The following is a 15878-nucleotide window of genomic DNA, read 5'->3' as shown; positions in this document are numbered from 1 at the left end:
CAATTAAATGGTTATCTTTGTTTAAGGAGGGGATTAAATAAAAAAGGGTAACCGAAGTTACCCTACAAGAGCTTACTAGCTCAGTTTACTTAACTAAATTGACTACCGTTGTTTCATGAACGCCACCGCCAATCCAGCGGATACAAAAGTAAACCCTGCTGACACATTTAATCCACTTATCAACTTGGGTTTGCTTTGTAAAACTCGCTTAAGGCGATGCGAAAAAATACCCATTAGAGAAAACCCAATAGCTGTCATCATTGCAAACCAGAGACCATAAACAATCATCTGAACAGATACACTCCCTAGTGCTGGATTAACAAACTGCGGTATAAAAGCCATTACGAACAGACCTGGTTTAGGGTTCAATGCCGCCGATAAAAAACCAGTCATAAAAATACTACCAAGTGGCTTTTTCTCAACGTTTTCAATCGCAATCAAATCTCGCCTACGCAATACTTTAATACCCAACCAAATTAGATAGCTGGCACCAATAATTTTCACGATGTAAAACGCGACAACTGACGTTTGAATAAGCAATGTCAGGCCTGCTGTTGCTGCGACAACATGAAATAGAATGCCCATTCCTGAGGCAGAGCCTGATACACACGCAGCTAATTTACCCTGACTTAAGCCTCTCGCGATTGCTAAGATGTTGTCTGGTCCTGGAGATAAAATCAGTAAGATACATGCCGATGTATACGCTAAAAAGACTTCTATGGGGAACATTACAACCTTTCCTTGTAAATATTTAATCTATTCGAACAAAAAGAGACGTTAAAGTTCCAATCAAAATCAGGAATTGTGCAATTGAAGGTGTTGGATCAACGACTCTGACCCCATTGATTCTAAAGATACTTAATATATTGCTTTGATGTTTTACGCTCCGCAAAGCCAATTTGCTTGTAAAATTGATGTGACCCATCGCGATTCACATTTGAGCTGACAATGACTTTATCTAGTTGCCTAGCCTTTGCCCATTCGAGTACGCTTTGCACTAATTGTTTACCAACACCTAACCCTCTAGCAGAATCAGATACAACCAACCCTGTAATCTCTGCTCTATCACCTCCTTCAAGCGTAAGTCGGTGTTCTATTACAACCCACCCTAAAACCAGAGTATTTTCGTTTTGCGCTACTAACACTTTATATTTATCCGATGATAAAAGTTTTGCTAATCGCTTCGCTAGTTCACCTTCTGTGCTGTGGTAACCCAGTTGCGAAGTCAGCTCTGTAAGCTTTTCTGTATCATCCATTGTTGCTTGCCTTACAATCAACTCCATCGTCTCATATCCTTTATATATTGATAATTTAAGTATCAAGATGCGGAAGTATTGAACGTTGTTCTGTTTTTCGCATCTTTTGAACAACCAACAAAAACGAATTATCAATCATACGCTCAATTTCGCCTTGTGGAATGGAGCCGTCTAAAATAACCGTATTCCACAGCCGTTTGTTCATATGGTAGCCGGGTATAACAGCATCAAAGATGTCTCTCAAAGCTTGTGCTTCATCAGGGTCGCACTTAAGATTTAACCACCAATGGGTCTCGTTTAGCTTATTTGCATTCATTTTTGCCAAAGATAAAGTTGCAAACATCTTATCTTTTACTTTGTAAACATCCACTTCCGGACCAAAGGGTTGGCTAACACTTGCATATGGTTTTGTCATTAAGTATTGATGTACTGCCTTGCTGTCCATTACGAAGGCTCCTTTGAGACAAACATTATTTTTTCTACCCCTAACTGAACAATTAGAACTGAATCTTGGTTAAACATCTCACAGTATTTGCTAGCAAGTGATTTAGCCGCAGTAATGTCTTTAGGTGTCACTTCATACAAAGTGACAATTTTGGAGCCTTCCTTTTTACCTTTGTAATAGCCAGCACCAGTCACCAAATTGAATCCAGTAAATGTTTTGGCAAGATGTTTGGTCTCAAACTCATGCCATTGCGCATTAGTTATCACACCACCAGTTGGCTTTGATAAACCAAAATACATTTGAAGACCTTGGTGGCGACTTGATTCAACAAGTTGCTGTTCTGACTGAGTGTAAGAGCTTACGGAACAGCCAGAAAGAAATACCAAAACGAGAAAAACAGACAGCGTGCGAACCATCATTATGAGCTCCTTTCTTCAAGCTAAATTCAAAATTACTTAGATGTATGCTTTGCTATGTTGCTACATTAACCGTTCATATACCAGCGTCAATCAATTGAGTGTTTTAGTACATATCTAAGAAAGCTTTTGTTTGATGTTGACAATGCTCATGTAGAAGCTGAAAGCAAAAAGCCAGTTCTAAACTGGCTTTTAAAATATTTAATCATTAATTTGGGCGATGAAACTTACTTTAGGCATGAAGTTTTAGATATTTCTTCACCTTTTTCATGGCCATTTTTTGCTTTAAAGGCGACAAATAATCAATAAAAAGATTGCCGTGTAAATGGTCTATTTCATGTTGCATTACAATAGCCAAAAACTCATCACTCTCAATTTCTATTGAATCGCCATTTCTGTCTTGCGCTGTAACTTTTACCGAAGTATAACGCTCAACTTCAGCAAAATAGTCGGGTACAGACAAGCACCCTTCTTGGCCTTTTTCTTTGTTTTGTCCCTCACTTACTTCGGGGTTAACCAGAATTAATGGGTCATTGCGTTCGTCGGAAATATCTATAACCACAACGGCTTCTTCTCTACCGACCTGGGTAGCCGCCAAACCAATGCCATTGCTAGTCGCATACATGGTTTCCAGCAAATCATCAATTAGAGTCTGAATACTCTCGATGTTGTCTACTTTTTTTGCTTTGATTTTAAGTCGCGGATCTGGTGCAGTTAAAATTTCTAAAACAGCCATAATATATACATTCTCTTATATCCTTTAAACTATGCAGTTTTGCATAGTTTGAGTAATCTAATAAATGCGTTGGGTCCGTGTAATTCAAGGCTTTGCTAGCTATGATTACCATCAGTGGATCAAGCTGAAGACCGGATTATACTATGGTTCGGCCAGATAAATACAACTCATTTATCGTGGCCTTGATTATTAGTCAGTTGTCTAGTTTGTTTGCATAGGAAAACAGTGATGGCGCGCCACCTGTGTGCCAGAACAACACCTGCTTTGAGTTGCCAAGTTGGCCTTTTTTTATTTTATCTATTAGTGCCGCCATTGCACGACCTGTATAAACAGGATCTAGCAAAATCCCCTCTGTACGTGCTAAAAGCTCGATCGCATGCCGCTCTGGCGCACCAAATATCCCGTATCCATCGCCCAGATACTGATCGTCCAAAAACACATCGCTTAGCCCATAGCGTTGCTCCAATCTTAGAAAACCGCTCGTTTTATTCGCAAGTTCAAGTACCTGTGATTTAAACGAGGTGGTATTTACCTCATCTTTATCGATTTGCACACCCACAAGCTTATGAGTAGCGTTTAAAATTGAATTTGCCAGCATTAAACCTGCATGAGTGCCCCCTGAGCTAGATGCAAAAAATACATGGCTCAAGTTATAGTCCTGTATTTGAGTCGCCAGTTCCAAACCAGCACTAATAAAACCACAGGCTCCCAATTCATTGGACCCTCCATAAGGAATAACGTAGGGCTTTTTACCTTGTTTGACTAGCGCATTAACAACGCAGGGAATATCTTCGCCTTTGCGGTTTTGCTTTGTCCAGTGTATGTTTGCGCCAAACAGTTTATCTAATAGTAGATTCCCATTTTGCGCTTCAGGCTGAGTTCCACCCAATAATAAGTGACATTCAAGGCCCAACTGAGCGGCAGCGGCAGCAGTCTGCCTACAATGATTTGATTGTTGCGCTCCTGCCGTAACCAAAGAGTCGTAGCCCTTGCTAACGGCATCACCAATAATGAACTCAAGTTTCCTTGTCTTATTACCTCCAAGTGCTAGCCCTGTTAAATCGTCTCGCTTCATGAGGATGTCAGGACCGCCTAAGTGGCGAGATAGATTCTTTAAAGCGACAACAGGTGTTGGGAAAAAGCCAAGTTGAGATTTTGGTAATTCACTTAAAACATTGTAATTTTTCATACCTTTAGTCCCTGTATTTTTTACCTAATATTACCCACCTCCTGTGAGTTTTCAATTCTACCGCTTTCAATAAAGACACAATTACACTCTACATGACGCTCAAACAAACTTAATTACTGAGATGTAAATACATTTGCATAATCAATTTCGATTAAAAACCTCATTATGACGTTCGTCCTAGGCATAACAAAAACTAAAGGAGTGAATTTATGAAGTATTTTGTGTTTATCTTACTGTGTCTAATTAGTGGTTTTTCTCAAGCCTCGTATCTAAATTACAAGTACGAACATTTGCCAACAGAACACACGATTGTTTCTTCCTCTTTGAATAATGAAGCAAGAAAAGTATGGGTTATGTTGCCAGAGGGCTATCATGCTGCTGAAAATAGCGAAAAGAAGTATCCTGTTGTTTATACCACCGATGGCGAAAACCTACAGTATTTGACGGGTCACAATATGTGGTTCTTAAACCGCATGGGAATGCTGCCTGATACCATTTTAGTTGCTATCAACACTCGACACCATCGAGCGAGGGATCTTACTCCCACGGCGCCAAAAGACAGCCCGATCCCAGCATTAACAGGTCAAAGCAGCCAACTCAAAGCATTTATCACAGATGAGGTTATTCCATTTATTGATGACACTTACCGTACCGATGACTTTAGAGTGTTATCTGGCCACTCGCTTGGTGGACTTTTTACCATAACAAGCTTACTCTCAGATCAAATGCAGCCTTTATTTAAAGGCTTTGTCGCCATTGACCCTTCGCTTTGGTGGGATAATGGCATCGTTGCCAATTGGGTAGAAGACGCCGAAGATACCTTTGATGAAAAAGCGTTTGCTGTTTATATTGTTGCAGCTCATGAAGACAATGTCCCCCCTGAGCATGAGGCGCTGTATTTAAAACACATTCATGCCATAGACAAAGCGGCCCAAGTTTTAATTGATACTGATGCTACAGCTATTCGTTATGACATTACAACAGACGAAAATCATGGCTCAGTCCTCCATGTTGGGGTTTTTAGAGGGATCCGTGAAGTATTTAAATGCTATCCAAATGTTTGTCAAAAACCAGATAACGAAGAATAGTTAAAGCAAATAATCGTGCCACCGTCGATTAGGTGGCGTGTCACGTGAACACTTTGATTTAGCGAATACTACATTGGTGTTGCTCACCATCATCACCAATGTCATCCCAGCTCGCTTTTGAGTCTACCCACAGATGATGTGCAACACGTACTCCGTCTAAATAGATATTATCAATGAGCCCAACAGGAATATACATTCGTTGTTCATCATTTTGTCCAGGTAAACTTGAACCACACTCTTCGCAAAAGCTGCATACCCAGTCATGTGAAGGCTTGTGCCAATATTTAACTTTTTCTTTGCCTTTAAGCCATTTGAAATCAGCCCGGTTTGCTATCATTACGGCAACTCCATTTGTGCCAGTTGCCCTTCGACAAATAGAACAATGGCACATATAAATGGCTTGCTTTTCCGTTGGGACATTAAACTCAAAGTTCACCGCGTTACAATTACAGTTACCTTTTATGTTACCCATTATTCGACCCCTTCATGTTATTCTGCATTACTGATTATATCTATGTAACTAAAAAGAATACAATTTAGCCAATAGCGCATAACTTTTCTAAACTTACTTACATCACATCTTATGAGAGAATGTTGGTTATGGACTTTAGCACTGGTTTGTTAGTCCTGCTTTTTGTGATTTTTGCGCTATTTACGGGGGCGTTTGTACGCCATATATTGAAGGGGACGCAAGTACCCTACACCGTTGCTCTTTTGCTACTGGGAATTGCCATCGGATTGCTACAACGCGCAGATGTATTTCAATCTGAAGCACAAGCTTTTGGCGAAAGTCTTGCGTTAATCGCTGAAATTGACTCACATTTATTTCTGTACTTATTTCTTCCCACTCTCATTTTTGAAAGCGCATTTGCTATGGAAGTCCACTTGTTCAGGCGAATGTTTACACAAATTGCGTTGCTTGCAGTACCCGGCCTGATGCTCGCTATTTGGCTCACTGCCGAACTTATATTTGCAATTACACCAGATTCTTGGCAGTGGAGTTGGGCAATATGCTTAATGTTTGGCGCACTCATTAGCGCGACAGATCCAGTCGCCGTCGTGGCTCTTTTAAAAGAAGTCAGTTCTCGTAAAAGGTTAGAAACACTTATTGAGGGAGAATCACTGCTAAATGATGGTACCGCAATTGTGTTCTTTTCGTTGTTCTTTACCTGGGTCACGGCAACATTTTCGGGCGCCATGGTCGATGGGATCACCTCTCCGTTGCACGTTACCCTAGAGTTTGTAAAGGTAGTTTTGGTTGGATTAATAATCGGCCTTGTAGTTGGGTGGCTTTGTATTTTATGGATAGAACGCGTGTTTAATGATCCAATGATTGAAATTTCCCTCACCATTGCTGCCGCCTACTCAGTTTTTTTTATCGCCGAAAACTTTCATGTGTCTGGCGTCGTTGCGGTCGTCACGCTCGCTATTATTTTTGCCAGTATCGGCCGAACAAGAATTAGCCCTGAAGTAGCAGGGTTTTTGCATCACTTTTGGGAAATGATGGCGCATATGGCTAACACTTTAATCTTCTTGCTTGTTGGTATTTTAGTTGCAATTCGAGTACCTCTTAATGACATACAAGCCTGGCAAATGCTCTTTGTACTCTATGGCGGAATTTTAGTGATCAGAGCAATCTCGATCACGGTTTTTATGCCCGCGCTAAAACGTTTAGGTATTGGAATTAACTTTGCAAAGGCCGCGGTCCTTTGTTGGGGAGGACTGCGAGGAGCGGTGTCGTTAGCATTGGCTCTCGCAGTGGTCGCAAGCGACATTATTCCAAAAGAAATTGGTGACCGGGTGTTGTTTTTATGTGCAGGAATAGTGGTGCTCACCATTTTAGTGAATGGCTCAACAATGAGCCTACTACTGAAATTGCTGGGGTTAAATTCGCTCCCTCCGGCAAAACAAGCCACCGTAGATAAAGCGCAGACTAAAATTAGTGCCGAACTCCATAGCATGTTGCCCGTTATGATGACAAACGAGTTTCTAAAAGGCGCCGATTGGGAGGTTGTAAAGCAAAAGGCACAACTTCAACTTTATGATGAAACAATAGATAATGAGTCCATATCAGAGCATGAACTCAACGTTGCATATAAACGAAGACTGTTAGAGACAGAGAGAAAGCACTACTGGACGCAATTCGAACAAGGCATGTTAAGTAAGCAAGCAACCTCCAAACTAGTAGAAGCGGTTGAAGCAGCACTAGATGGAGAGCCATGTATTGGCCCAAGAACCTTTATCGATAAAACTTGGCAAGTACCTTCTTGGTTTGCGTCATTTAGAAGCTACCAATGGCTCAACAGGCTGTTACTTAAGTTTTATTTTAATAAGCTAGCTCTAGGGTATGATATTGCCAGAGGGTTTATTCATGCGCAAGAGGCCCTAGAAAGTCATATACATGCGTTAGCGCCCAATGAATCATCGGCTGAGGCCGTAATGGACATGGTTGATGCAAACAAAAAGAACACACTTGAAAAAATAAATGCGCTACGCGAGAGTTTTCCTGAAATCATACAATCTCTGCAGTCTCAAGCGGCCACTAGAATGCTGCTTAACAGAGAACGTGCAGTGATCACGGAGCAACTAAAACAAGCAGTCCTAGACAAGCCTGAAGCGCAGAGACTACTTATGTCCGTTGAAGACAGAATGCAAGCGCTGCAAAAACAAACCATCTTTAAATCGACTCAAGAGCAAAGGCTAGTCAATGACATACCTTGGGCTAGAAGCTTATGTCAAGAAACACGCGAACAGCTCTCTACTTTAATTGAGCACAATGTGTATGAGACAGGACAAACAATTTGTAAAACAGGCCAACCCCTTAACAAAATAGGTATTGTTAGCCGAGGGAGTGTAAAAGAGCATTGGTCTGTGATGAATAATGAAGCGCAGCGCCAAATTTGCACTAACAAGGGACCTGGTGAATCAATTGCGCTTTTAGCATTGTTCACATCTATGAGTAATACGCACTGTGAGAGTGAAACTCCATGTGATGTGATGTGGATACCTTGTGACAAGCTAAAGCAATTAATGCAAAAAGATAACCAGCTAACACTCGTGGTGTGCAAACTTATGAAGGATTATTCAATATAAAAATCATAACGGGTTCAAAACTTGATGAACCCGAAGAAATATAACTAAGTACTATGCCAGAAGGTGCGCATAGTCTCGAGAGGCCATAACAGGCACGAATTCAGTAATCGTATAAGTGACAGCGCCACTTTGGACGAATGGGTCTGAAGCTAACACTTCTTTAATTTGCTGCTCATTATCATGCATTGAAATCAGTATGCCACCTGTTCGGGGTACTTTTCGACCCCCAAACATGAGCGTATTAGCTTCATATTGCTTTGCCAGATAACATTTGTGCTGCTCAGTTAACTCCGGTGTGATCTTTTCCAAATCTACAAAGTTCATATCAACTAGAAACATAAATCCCTCGCTTTTTTTACTGGTTCATATAGAGTTGCTACTTATTTCGTAGCGAATCGTATCGCTACTATTTTAGAAGCGCAAGAGTTATGACTACCCCATTACCAAATAAATCAGTGAGAGGTTCAAGTTCTGGTGTCGCCATCATGGCTGTATTTGACCTCCTTGGACGTAAGTGGAATATGAGAATCTTATGGGAGTTACACAAAACTTCTCTGAGTTTTAGAGCTTTACAACAGAGTTGTGATGGTATGTCGCCCTCTGTTCTTAATACTCGAATCAAACAATTGACAGACGCCAAACTGGTTATCTCTTCACCAGAAGGTTATAAACTGACCGCACTGGGCACCTCGCTCATGGAAACGTTAGATCCGTTGAGAGATTGGTCTGCTCAATGGAAGGAGCAGCTATCAAAATAACACCCACTTGGTTCAAATTAGCTTACTAACCAACTGGTTTTTATATAATAATCAGATAAAAATTGTTTCTTCATCGATTATTACTTGTTATGTTTTAGCCCGTCCAATAATGTATCCTGAGAATAAAAAAAGAACACAAGGAAAGTAGTAATGACACTTAGTTCAACTTATAAATTCTTCTCCTCAATTGCACTCATTGCCATGAGTTGCACTTATGCAGGTACACAAAAGCTCTTGCCCGATGATGGAAAAGCGGAGGATCAGTTTGCTTTTAGCGTCGCAATCGATGGCACAACCGCTTTGGTTGGCGCACACAAATCCGATACTCAGCAAATTACTGACTCTGGCGCTGCTTATGTATATTCACTTGGTCCAAATGGTTGGCAACAACAGGCTAAACTGATTGCCAACCCCGCTTATGCGAATGATACCGTTGGTGGCAATGTTGCATTGAAAAATAATAGTGCCCTGCTTGGCGTCATTAAACGAGATGATAAAGGCGAAGATGCTGGTGCGGTAGTAGCCTTTGAACGACATAATAAATCCTGGTCTCAAACCCAGATCATAACTGCAATTGATGCAAAGTCTGGAGACGCATTTGGACAGAGCATCGCGCTCACGGAAAGGTTTCTCGTGATAGGCGCGCCCCACAGCGACGCACCACACATCGACTCTGGCTCTGCGTATGTATATGAACGAATAAATAACAAGTGGGAATTCAAAGCCAAGCTCACTGCAAAAGACGGCGCCCAAGGAGATCTATTTGGCATAAGTGTCGCCATAGATAACGACACAATTTTAGTCGGCGCAGATCTACATGATCAGGTAGCAGAAAAAGCAGGCGCAGTATATGTCTATGTGTTTAATGGTAAGCAATGGAATCAACAAGCCAAGTTGGTCGCAGCAGATGGCGCAGATACAGATATTTTTGGTGTCAGGGTCGCACTTATTAAGGATACAGCTTTAATCTCTGCCAGAAGAGACGATATTAAAAGTGCCGGTATTGACGCGGGGTCTGCTTACATATTCCAGCGTTCACACGGTAAATGGATTCAAAAGCAAAAGCTAATAGCGCCTGACGGTCAGGCTGATGATAGGTTTGCTCGAGGAGTCGCTTTGTCTGAAGATACAGCTTACATTACAGCTATGCACCATGATGCAAAAGGCAATAACGCAGGCGTACTTTATATATTTAAAAAGCACCTTGGCAAATGGCGATTCAATTCGAAAGTATTCGCACCAGACGGTGCCCCTGAAGATAGGTTTGGCTGGAACGTCGCCGTGTCGGACACTACTGCTATTGTAGCTACCCCCCACCGAGACGACAATGGTAATGGTTCAGGTGCTGCATACATCTTCGACTTTTCTGTACCAAAGTCTTCATTTAAAGATCAGGATGCTACGAAAGCCTTTATTCCTCAAAAATAGGCTAGAGTCCACAGAGCGCAATTCTAGAATTGCGCACATGTAATAATGCCAGCTAAGTCTCTTAAATTTATACGTTTACCTGTACTTGCTCATACCTGTTCTTACAGTTTCGATGAATAGGTTAAGACTTCATCTAACAAACAGCTATGAGCGTTTAAGAGACGGTAGTCATTATATGGCCATGTTAGCTTCACTCTAGAAAGCGATCGTTCAGCTAACTAATTCCTACCCCATTGTGAGTTAACGTTAATATACTAAAGGCCTGTTTTGAGCGAGGAACGGCCGTTGGTAGAGAGCAAAGTTATGCAGTTTTACAAAGAACCTGATTTTGTCCTATTACGTTACTACTAACCGTTTTGGGGGAAAGTGGCAAACTGGAATTTGCCACTATGTTATATGCCTGTTTACATTAGCAATTGTTAGTGGAATTATGAAGGTATGTAATATGAGCCGCTTTGGTGTGTTATAAACTACAAAAGTGGAAAAAATAAGCTATTAGAGCACACAAGGAATAAATTCAGTGCGTGATTTGAAATATATACTTCAGCAAAAGTATGAGACCAGCAGAGCATTGGTTATAGGGATAAACCAATATGCAAATGCTTCTCCCTTAGGGTATGCGGTGAGCGATGCTGATGAAGTGCGGAAAATTCTCATAGATGAACTTGGTTTCGAAGACCAGAATGTTTCATACCTTGCAGATCAAGATGCGACAAAATCGAATATCCTAAAATCATTTCTACGATTTACAAAAGACGACGTTAAAGTAGACGACCGTTTATTTGTCTTCTTTGCTGGTCACGGCCATACAAAAGCTGGAATAAAAGGCGAAGTCGGCTATTTAGTTCCCTTTGATGCAGATATGAATGATTACTCGACTTTCATCCGTTGGGACGAGCTAACACGAAACGCTGAATTAATTAGAGCCAAGCATATACTTTTTGTAATGGACGCTTGTTATGGGGGGCTTGCTGTACATAGAGACCTAAGACCTGGTAGCAGCAGATTTCTAAGAGATATGTACCAGAGGTTTTCTAGGCAAGTAATTACTGCTGGTAAGGCAAACGAAGTCGTAGCGGACGCAGGTGGTCCTTTGCCTAATCATTCAATTTTTACCGGTCACTTTATTGAAGGGATTAGGGGCAAAGCTGCGAATGAATATGGAGTTATCACTGCTAGCGGTTTAATGGCGTACGTTTATTCAAAAGTAGCGAATGACATAAAGTCGGAGCAAACACCACATTATGGTCAGTTTGACGGCGACGGCGACTTTATCGTAACAATGCCCGTTAGCGAAAATACAAAAGATGATGAAACTAGGGATACAGATGAACTCATTACAATACCTTATGTAGATGAAATAAGGACTTCAAAGACAACAGATGAAAAAATCGAATACACCAAAGAATTGATATCTTCAGTTAACTCACAGATTAAACTCCATGATTTTGCAATCGAAGAAGTTCGTCGATTCTTATCCGCAACAAGCGAAGATAGCTTTGCCACTAGCGTTAGCTTTTCTAATGATGAGCTTCTTGAACGTATTTCATCCTATGAGCTTCACACCAAAGATCTTTCAATGATTTTGGCTTGCTTGTCTTATTGGGCAAGTGAAGAACAGTTGGGTTCACTTACGAAAATCATCTCAAGGTCTTGCGATCGTTTACTTGAGAGTCGCGGGGGGGGGGGGTAGCATGGGTGAACCTTAGATGGTACCCGCTTCTTTTGGTAATGTACCATGCAGGGATCGCTGCATTAGAAGGAAAAAACTACAAGAGTCTTGCGTCAATTTTTTACACTAAACTTGGTTTCTCTGATTACGATAACAAAGATCCATTTTTTGCTCTTAGAGTTGCTAACGCTGCAGACGAATTAGTTGACGTTTTCAAAAGAATTCCTGACCATGAACGAAACTACACACCAATTAGTGAGTACCTATATAAGCTAATTCAACCAGAGCTGGATGATATGCTTTTTCTTGGCAAGGGCTACGAGGAACTATTTGATGAGTTCGAAATATTATTTGCGTTAGTTGTGGCTGATCTTAATAAGCAAGACGATAGATACGTATGGGGCCCTTTAGGGAGATTTGGCTGGAAAAACCGCAGGCATGGAACCTCTCCATTTGAAAAATTGAGAAAAGAAGCCGCTCGTAGCAAAAACAATTGGGGGCCAATTAAAGCCGGCATGTTCGGCGGCCGGTATGAAAGGTTCGAAGAAGTGGCTGAACAATATAAAAATGAAATTTTGGCAAATCTGCGATGGTTCTAAGCTCTAACAAGTCGCTGCTGTCGGACAAATTTTCCGCTGCGCTCCAAATTTGCTGCAGAGCACGGCGTTACGGTTTTAGGTGAAATATTTGAATTTAGATCGCTGGAACAACACGGAAAGCCTGGTTATCTCAAAGTAAATTCATGATGTTTTTCAGACGGCTGCGCTGCGCGCGCTTATCTTCTGGCAAACCTATTACTTGTGTCAAAGTCGCTTGTATTATATTAGATAACCGCGCTTTGATAGGGTTCAATTGTGCTTCAATACCGTAAACAGCAATCATCATTCATCCCAGAATATCATGTGTGCATACTCATTTAACAGTTACCTAGCACCTCAAAACATGCACACTGTTCTTGAGCTTTTTCAGCTCGCCTTTGATTTATTTTGATTAGATAATCCAAGCACCAACAGTGGGATCCCAGCTCCAACGCAACCTAATGCAGGTCCCCAAAAGGAGAATGATTGCAAAGAGAGTGCAATAATCGAAAAGACAACACCATTGGCAACTAGTACTGCGCCTACAACACTCATTGACTTCCATTGTTTTTTTGAGTCCATTCTATTTCCTTGTCAGTATAAATATATACGCTTTCGACCGTTACATCTTATAAAAAGAAAGCAAGCCACGCTATCAAAGCCGTCTTAAAAACAAACAACATCATTGTCAATTGTGAACCAGAACCTTATTAATAAATTCCTAAAATTGGCTTTTACAGCATGACAAACTGCACTTTAAGGAGAACCAGCGGCCATAATAGTCGCTGCCAAGAAAACCGCAGGTACAGTGACAACAGCATCGATTGTTATCGTAGCCGGCGTCGCAATTATTCTTCCGGCTGTTTGAGTAAATGTTCGAGGTTGCGCTATTAATATAGGATATTCATTTTGCAATTTTTCAAGTGGAAGTTCCCCTTCTATTAGATAACGCTTTCCAGTTACTTGGCGTTTTAATTGTAATTTTTCTTCAGGGTTGTTCTTGGTAAAGCCTAGTGATTCTAGGTGAGAAACTAACTTTGGTGACAATTCTTTCTCTGCAACAGTTAAAGTAACGCTGCCTTTCACTCTATTTTTACTATCAAGCTTAAAGTCATCGAAATGAGGAATAAACTCTACCTGACGAGACAACTTTAGGGCTTCCCCAAATGCCTCATCAATCGCCAATAGATAGGCTGTTTCTGTCGTTGTTACAAATAGCTCGCGGGTATCACTTTTAACATAAAACCCGTTAAGACTTTCTCTTTGATATTCAGGCTCCCACAAGCTCGCTGTACAGCCGCTAATAAGCAACACTAACATAATTAGATATTTATACATTGATTCTCCTTATTCTTATAAGTTTTTATTTTTCACAATAACAAGCAGCTATACGGTTGTCACCTTTTAAGATATGTTCTATTAAATGCAAAAATAAGACGAGCGAAATACAATTGCGCCATTTAAATTTATCAATTTAACTTCACTAGCCACCTCGATGCCTAACGCCGTTGTAAACATAAACCCTTTGGCCTATCAAAAAGGTTACAATCAACAATGATGATTTTTGCCTGCTTGAATGTAAAAGTTGGTAAGTACTGTAAAAACTGAGTGCATATACAAAACGTGTCTGTTGAAGAAACTCAAACTCAAGCTTCCACCCTACCCCCTATTTGTATCGCTGATTCTTTTTCTATGGCTCAAATCTCATAACAATCGATATCTGTGCTACAGCGATAGTTGCATCGAACGCTTAGCTGCTAGTTTCTTCGGGTTTAAATATTTAAAAACAGGATTTTTTTCAGAAAATAATACGGTATATCAAGCATCTTATTATTCGCCAAGGGCCCCTTTTAGCTTATTTATTAACTGCTCAACGTTATATTGGCTGTATACTTTTATGCCATGCGAAGACAGCAATTGAGCAGTAACGCCTGCTCCTGAGATTTTAGTACCTGTAAAAGTTCCATCGTAGATTTGCTGACTTCCACAGGATGGGCTACCTTCCGCCAAAATCGCATATTCAATACCATGTCGCTGACAAAGCCCCAAAGCTTGCCTTGCTCCTACCAGAAATTCGCTCGTCACATCAACTCCATCATCGCCTATAACACGTGCTGTACCATCAATTACGTCATTGCCATAACCCCCCAGTATTTCCGCAGGCGCTCTCGGAATTGGCAGTCCAGCAGATACTTCAGGGCAAAAGATCATAAGCTCTACATTTAGGTCCAACCACTGTTTATCTGTTTTTTCTAAACATAAGCTACTGCCGTTGTATCTGACTTTATTACCAACCAAACATGCACTTACGAAAACTTTTTGCACTCGTTTTTACTCCGCTGACTAAATTTAATAATACGCAACTATGATACAGAAATCAGGGCTTAACCGGACTTTATGCGACCAAATTATTGGTGCGATTACTCTTAAAAACGTTTGTTTTCATCAGGTAGCGACCAAATTTCGTGGTGAAGGTTGAACCGCTTAAAAATTGCCTTTGCTTCTGAAATAGTCCACTTTTTCCACGCAGGGTTTAAATGGTTACCATACCAAACCTTTGCAAATTCCCAGATATGCTCAATGGGTTGCACATCCCCTTTCTCTATTTCGTGCCTATAACACCAATCATCAATTTGTGTCTGTGATTCAAACAACAACATGGTGCTACAGGTGTAAATCACGTTGTCCCATGCAGCCTGCATCGGAATCGGAAAATGAACATAGAGGTTGCTCGGCTCTAATTTCCCGTTTTTAACTTCAATCACTACCTGCTGCCCTTCAGCCCCTAGCGTTGTTGTAATACTAAGATCTTTATTTAGTAAAAAAGCAGCACCTAACGCGCACCATGCACAGTTTCCCCACCATGATTTGTCACCAGACTGGATGTAAAAGTTAGTAGGTGCTGTAGAGAATGGGTGCATGACCCATATTTCACTGGAGTGCGGATGTAAAACCACACCATGTATCTCTTGTAGCGCCTTCAATGCGCTTATGACATCATCTGGCGATCGTTCAAAAGCCTGAGCTATCTGAGAAATTTTAGGGGCGCGCCCTGTTTCTACAAGATTATTCATGATATGAAAATGCAGTGTTGAATTATTTAGCAAGGTATACACTCCTTGAGTAATTCTGCAAAAGAGAAATTAATTTTAAATTTACCGCTTGCTAAGAAAAATTCAAATATACAAGCCTAAACTCGCTGAAAACCAGCTTAAAAAT

General features: G+C 40.9%; 18 protein-coding genes. 6 read left to right on the top strand and 12 right to left on the bottom strand.

Annotation, left to right across the window (positions count from 1 at the left end; genetic code table 11):
- Window positions 1-102: 102 nt before the first annotated feature.
- The 6 genes from N475_RS09145 to N475_RS09120 all read right to left on the bottom strand — a co-directional run bounded on the left by N475_RS09145 (window position 103) and on the right by N475_RS09120 (window position 4042).
- A complete protein-coding gene (locus tag N475_RS09145) occupies window positions 103-729 on the bottom strand; it encodes a LysE family translocator (protein ID WP_063357599.1) in 627 nt (208 codons plus the stop codon).
- A 119-nt stretch (window positions 730-848) separates the two neighbouring features.
- Window positions 849-1283: a GNAT family N-acetyltransferase gene (locus N475_RS09140; RefSeq protein WP_063357598.1), complete on the bottom strand. Its 435-nt coding sequence runs from the start codon at window positions 1281-1283 to the stop codon at window positions 849-851.
- 28 nt (window positions 1284-1311) lie between these two features.
- Window positions 1312-1701, bottom strand: coding sequence for an MmcQ/YjbR family DNA-binding protein (locus N475_RS09135; RefSeq protein WP_063357597.1), 390 nt, complete (start codon window positions 1699-1701; stop codon window positions 1312-1314).
- Window positions 1701-2120 carry a DUF3574 domain-containing protein gene (locus tag N475_RS09130; protein WP_063365091.1) on the bottom strand — a complete coding sequence of 140 codons (420 nt, stop codon included), beginning with the start codon at window positions 2118-2120 and terminating at the stop codon, window positions 1701-1703. Before N475_RS09130 ends, N475_RS09135 begins: the two co-directional genes overlap by 1 nt.
- A gap of 229 nt (window positions 2121-2349) precedes the next feature.
- On the bottom strand, window positions 2350-2853 hold the full coding sequence (def, locus tag N475_RS09125) for a peptide deformylase (RefSeq protein WP_063357595.1): 504 nt from the start codon (window positions 2851-2853) through the stop codon (window positions 2350-2352).
- Window positions 2854-3046: 193 nt separating this feature from the next.
- Window positions 3047-4042: a D-cysteine desulfhydrase family protein gene (locus tag N475_RS09120; protein WP_063365090.1), complete on the bottom strand. Its 996-nt coding sequence runs from the start codon at window positions 4040-4042 to the stop codon at window positions 3047-3049.
- A 209-nt stretch (window positions 4043-4251) separates the two neighbouring features.
- Here N475_RS09120 and N475_RS09115 point away from each other — a divergent pair, with 209 nt between their 5' ends.
- Complete coding sequence (locus N475_RS09115) at window positions 4252-5130, top strand: alpha/beta hydrolase (RefSeq protein WP_063365089.1); 879 nt, start codon at window positions 4252-4254, stop codon at window positions 5128-5130.
- A 58-nt stretch (window positions 5131-5188) separates the two neighbouring features.
- On the opposite strand, the gene N475_RS09110 is transcribed toward N475_RS09115, so the two are convergent.
- Complete coding sequence (locus N475_RS09110) at window positions 5189-5602, bottom strand: GFA family protein (protein WP_063357592.1); 414 nt, start codon at window positions 5600-5602, stop codon at window positions 5189-5191.
- A gap of 128 nt (window positions 5603-5730) precedes the next feature.
- Between N475_RS09110 and N475_RS09105 the strand changes: the two genes are divergently transcribed.
- On the top strand, window positions 5731-8223 hold the full coding sequence (locus N475_RS09105; RefSeq protein WP_063365168.1) for a cation:proton antiporter: 2493 nt from the start codon (window positions 5731-5733) through the stop codon (window positions 8221-8223).
- Window positions 8224-8274: 51 nt separating this feature from the next.
- Here N475_RS09105 and N475_RS09100 read toward each other — a convergent pair whose 3' ends face one another.
- On the bottom strand, window positions 8275-8562 hold the full coding sequence (locus N475_RS09100) for a YciI family protein (RefSeq protein ID WP_063365088.1): 288 nt from the start codon (window positions 8560-8562) through the stop codon (window positions 8275-8277).
- Between the two features lie 89 nt (window positions 8563-8651).
- Here N475_RS09100 and N475_RS09095 point away from each other — a divergent pair, with 89 nt between their 5' ends.
- From N475_RS09095 to N475_RS25955, 4 genes are all read left to right on the top strand, one after another.
- The gene (locus N475_RS09095) at window positions 8652-8981 is read left to right on the top strand and encodes a winged helix-turn-helix transcriptional regulator (RefSeq protein ID WP_063357590.1); all 330 of its coding nucleotides are present in this window, start codon (window positions 8652-8654) and stop codon (window positions 8979-8981) included.
- A 150-nt stretch (window positions 8982-9131) separates the two neighbouring features.
- On the top strand, window positions 9132-10409 hold the full coding sequence (locus tag N475_RS09090) for an FG-GAP repeat protein (RefSeq protein ID WP_081215964.1): 1278 nt from the start codon (window positions 9132-9134) through the stop codon (window positions 10407-10409).
- A 520-nt stretch (window positions 10410-10929) separates the two neighbouring features.
- A complete protein-coding gene (locus N475_RS09085) occupies window positions 10930-12102 on the top strand; it encodes a caspase family protein (protein WP_211270609.1) in 1173 nt (390 codons plus the stop codon).
- Window positions 12103-12107: 5 nt separating this feature from the next.
- A complete protein-coding gene (locus N475_RS25955; protein ID WP_193343312.1) occupies window positions 12108-12680 on the top strand; it encodes a hypothetical protein in 573 nt (190 codons plus the stop codon).
- Window positions 12681-13046: 366 nt separating this feature from the next.
- Here N475_RS25955 and N475_RS09080 read toward each other — a convergent pair whose 3' ends face one another.
- The 4 genes from N475_RS09080 to N475_RS09065 all read right to left on the bottom strand — a co-directional run bounded on the left by N475_RS09080 (window position 13047) and on the right by N475_RS09065 (window position 15766).
- Window positions 13047-13241 carry a hypothetical protein gene (locus tag N475_RS09080; RefSeq protein WP_063357136.1) on the bottom strand — a complete coding sequence of 65 codons (195 nt, stop codon included), beginning with the start codon at window positions 13239-13241 and terminating at the stop codon, window positions 13047-13049.
- Window positions 13242-13415: 174 nt separating this feature from the next.
- Complete coding sequence (locus N475_RS09075; RefSeq protein ID WP_063365087.1) at window positions 13416-13997, bottom strand: hypothetical protein; 582 nt, start codon at window positions 13995-13997, stop codon at window positions 13416-13418.
- Between the two features lie 492 nt (window positions 13998-14489).
- Window positions 14490-14984 carry a 2-thiouracil desulfurase family protein gene (locus N475_RS09070; protein WP_063365086.1) on the bottom strand — a complete coding sequence of 165 codons (495 nt, stop codon included), beginning with the start codon at window positions 14982-14984 and terminating at the stop codon, window positions 14490-14492.
- A gap of 101 nt (window positions 14985-15085) precedes the next feature.
- The gene (locus tag N475_RS09065) at window positions 15086-15766 is read right to left on the bottom strand and encodes an alkylmercury lyase family protein (RefSeq protein ID WP_227008403.1); all 681 of its coding nucleotides are present in this window, start codon (window positions 15764-15766) and stop codon (window positions 15086-15088) included.
- Between the last annotated feature and the right edge of the window lie 112 nt (window positions 15767-15878).

Source organism: Pseudoalteromonas luteoviolacea DSM 6061 (genome assembly GCF_001625655.1).
In the GTDB taxonomy this organism is placed as follows: Bacteria; Pseudomonadota; Gammaproteobacteria; order Enterobacterales; family Alteromonadaceae; genus Pseudoalteromonas; species Pseudoalteromonas luteoviolacea.
This window is presented reverse-complemented; position numbering and strand designations above follow the sequence as displayed.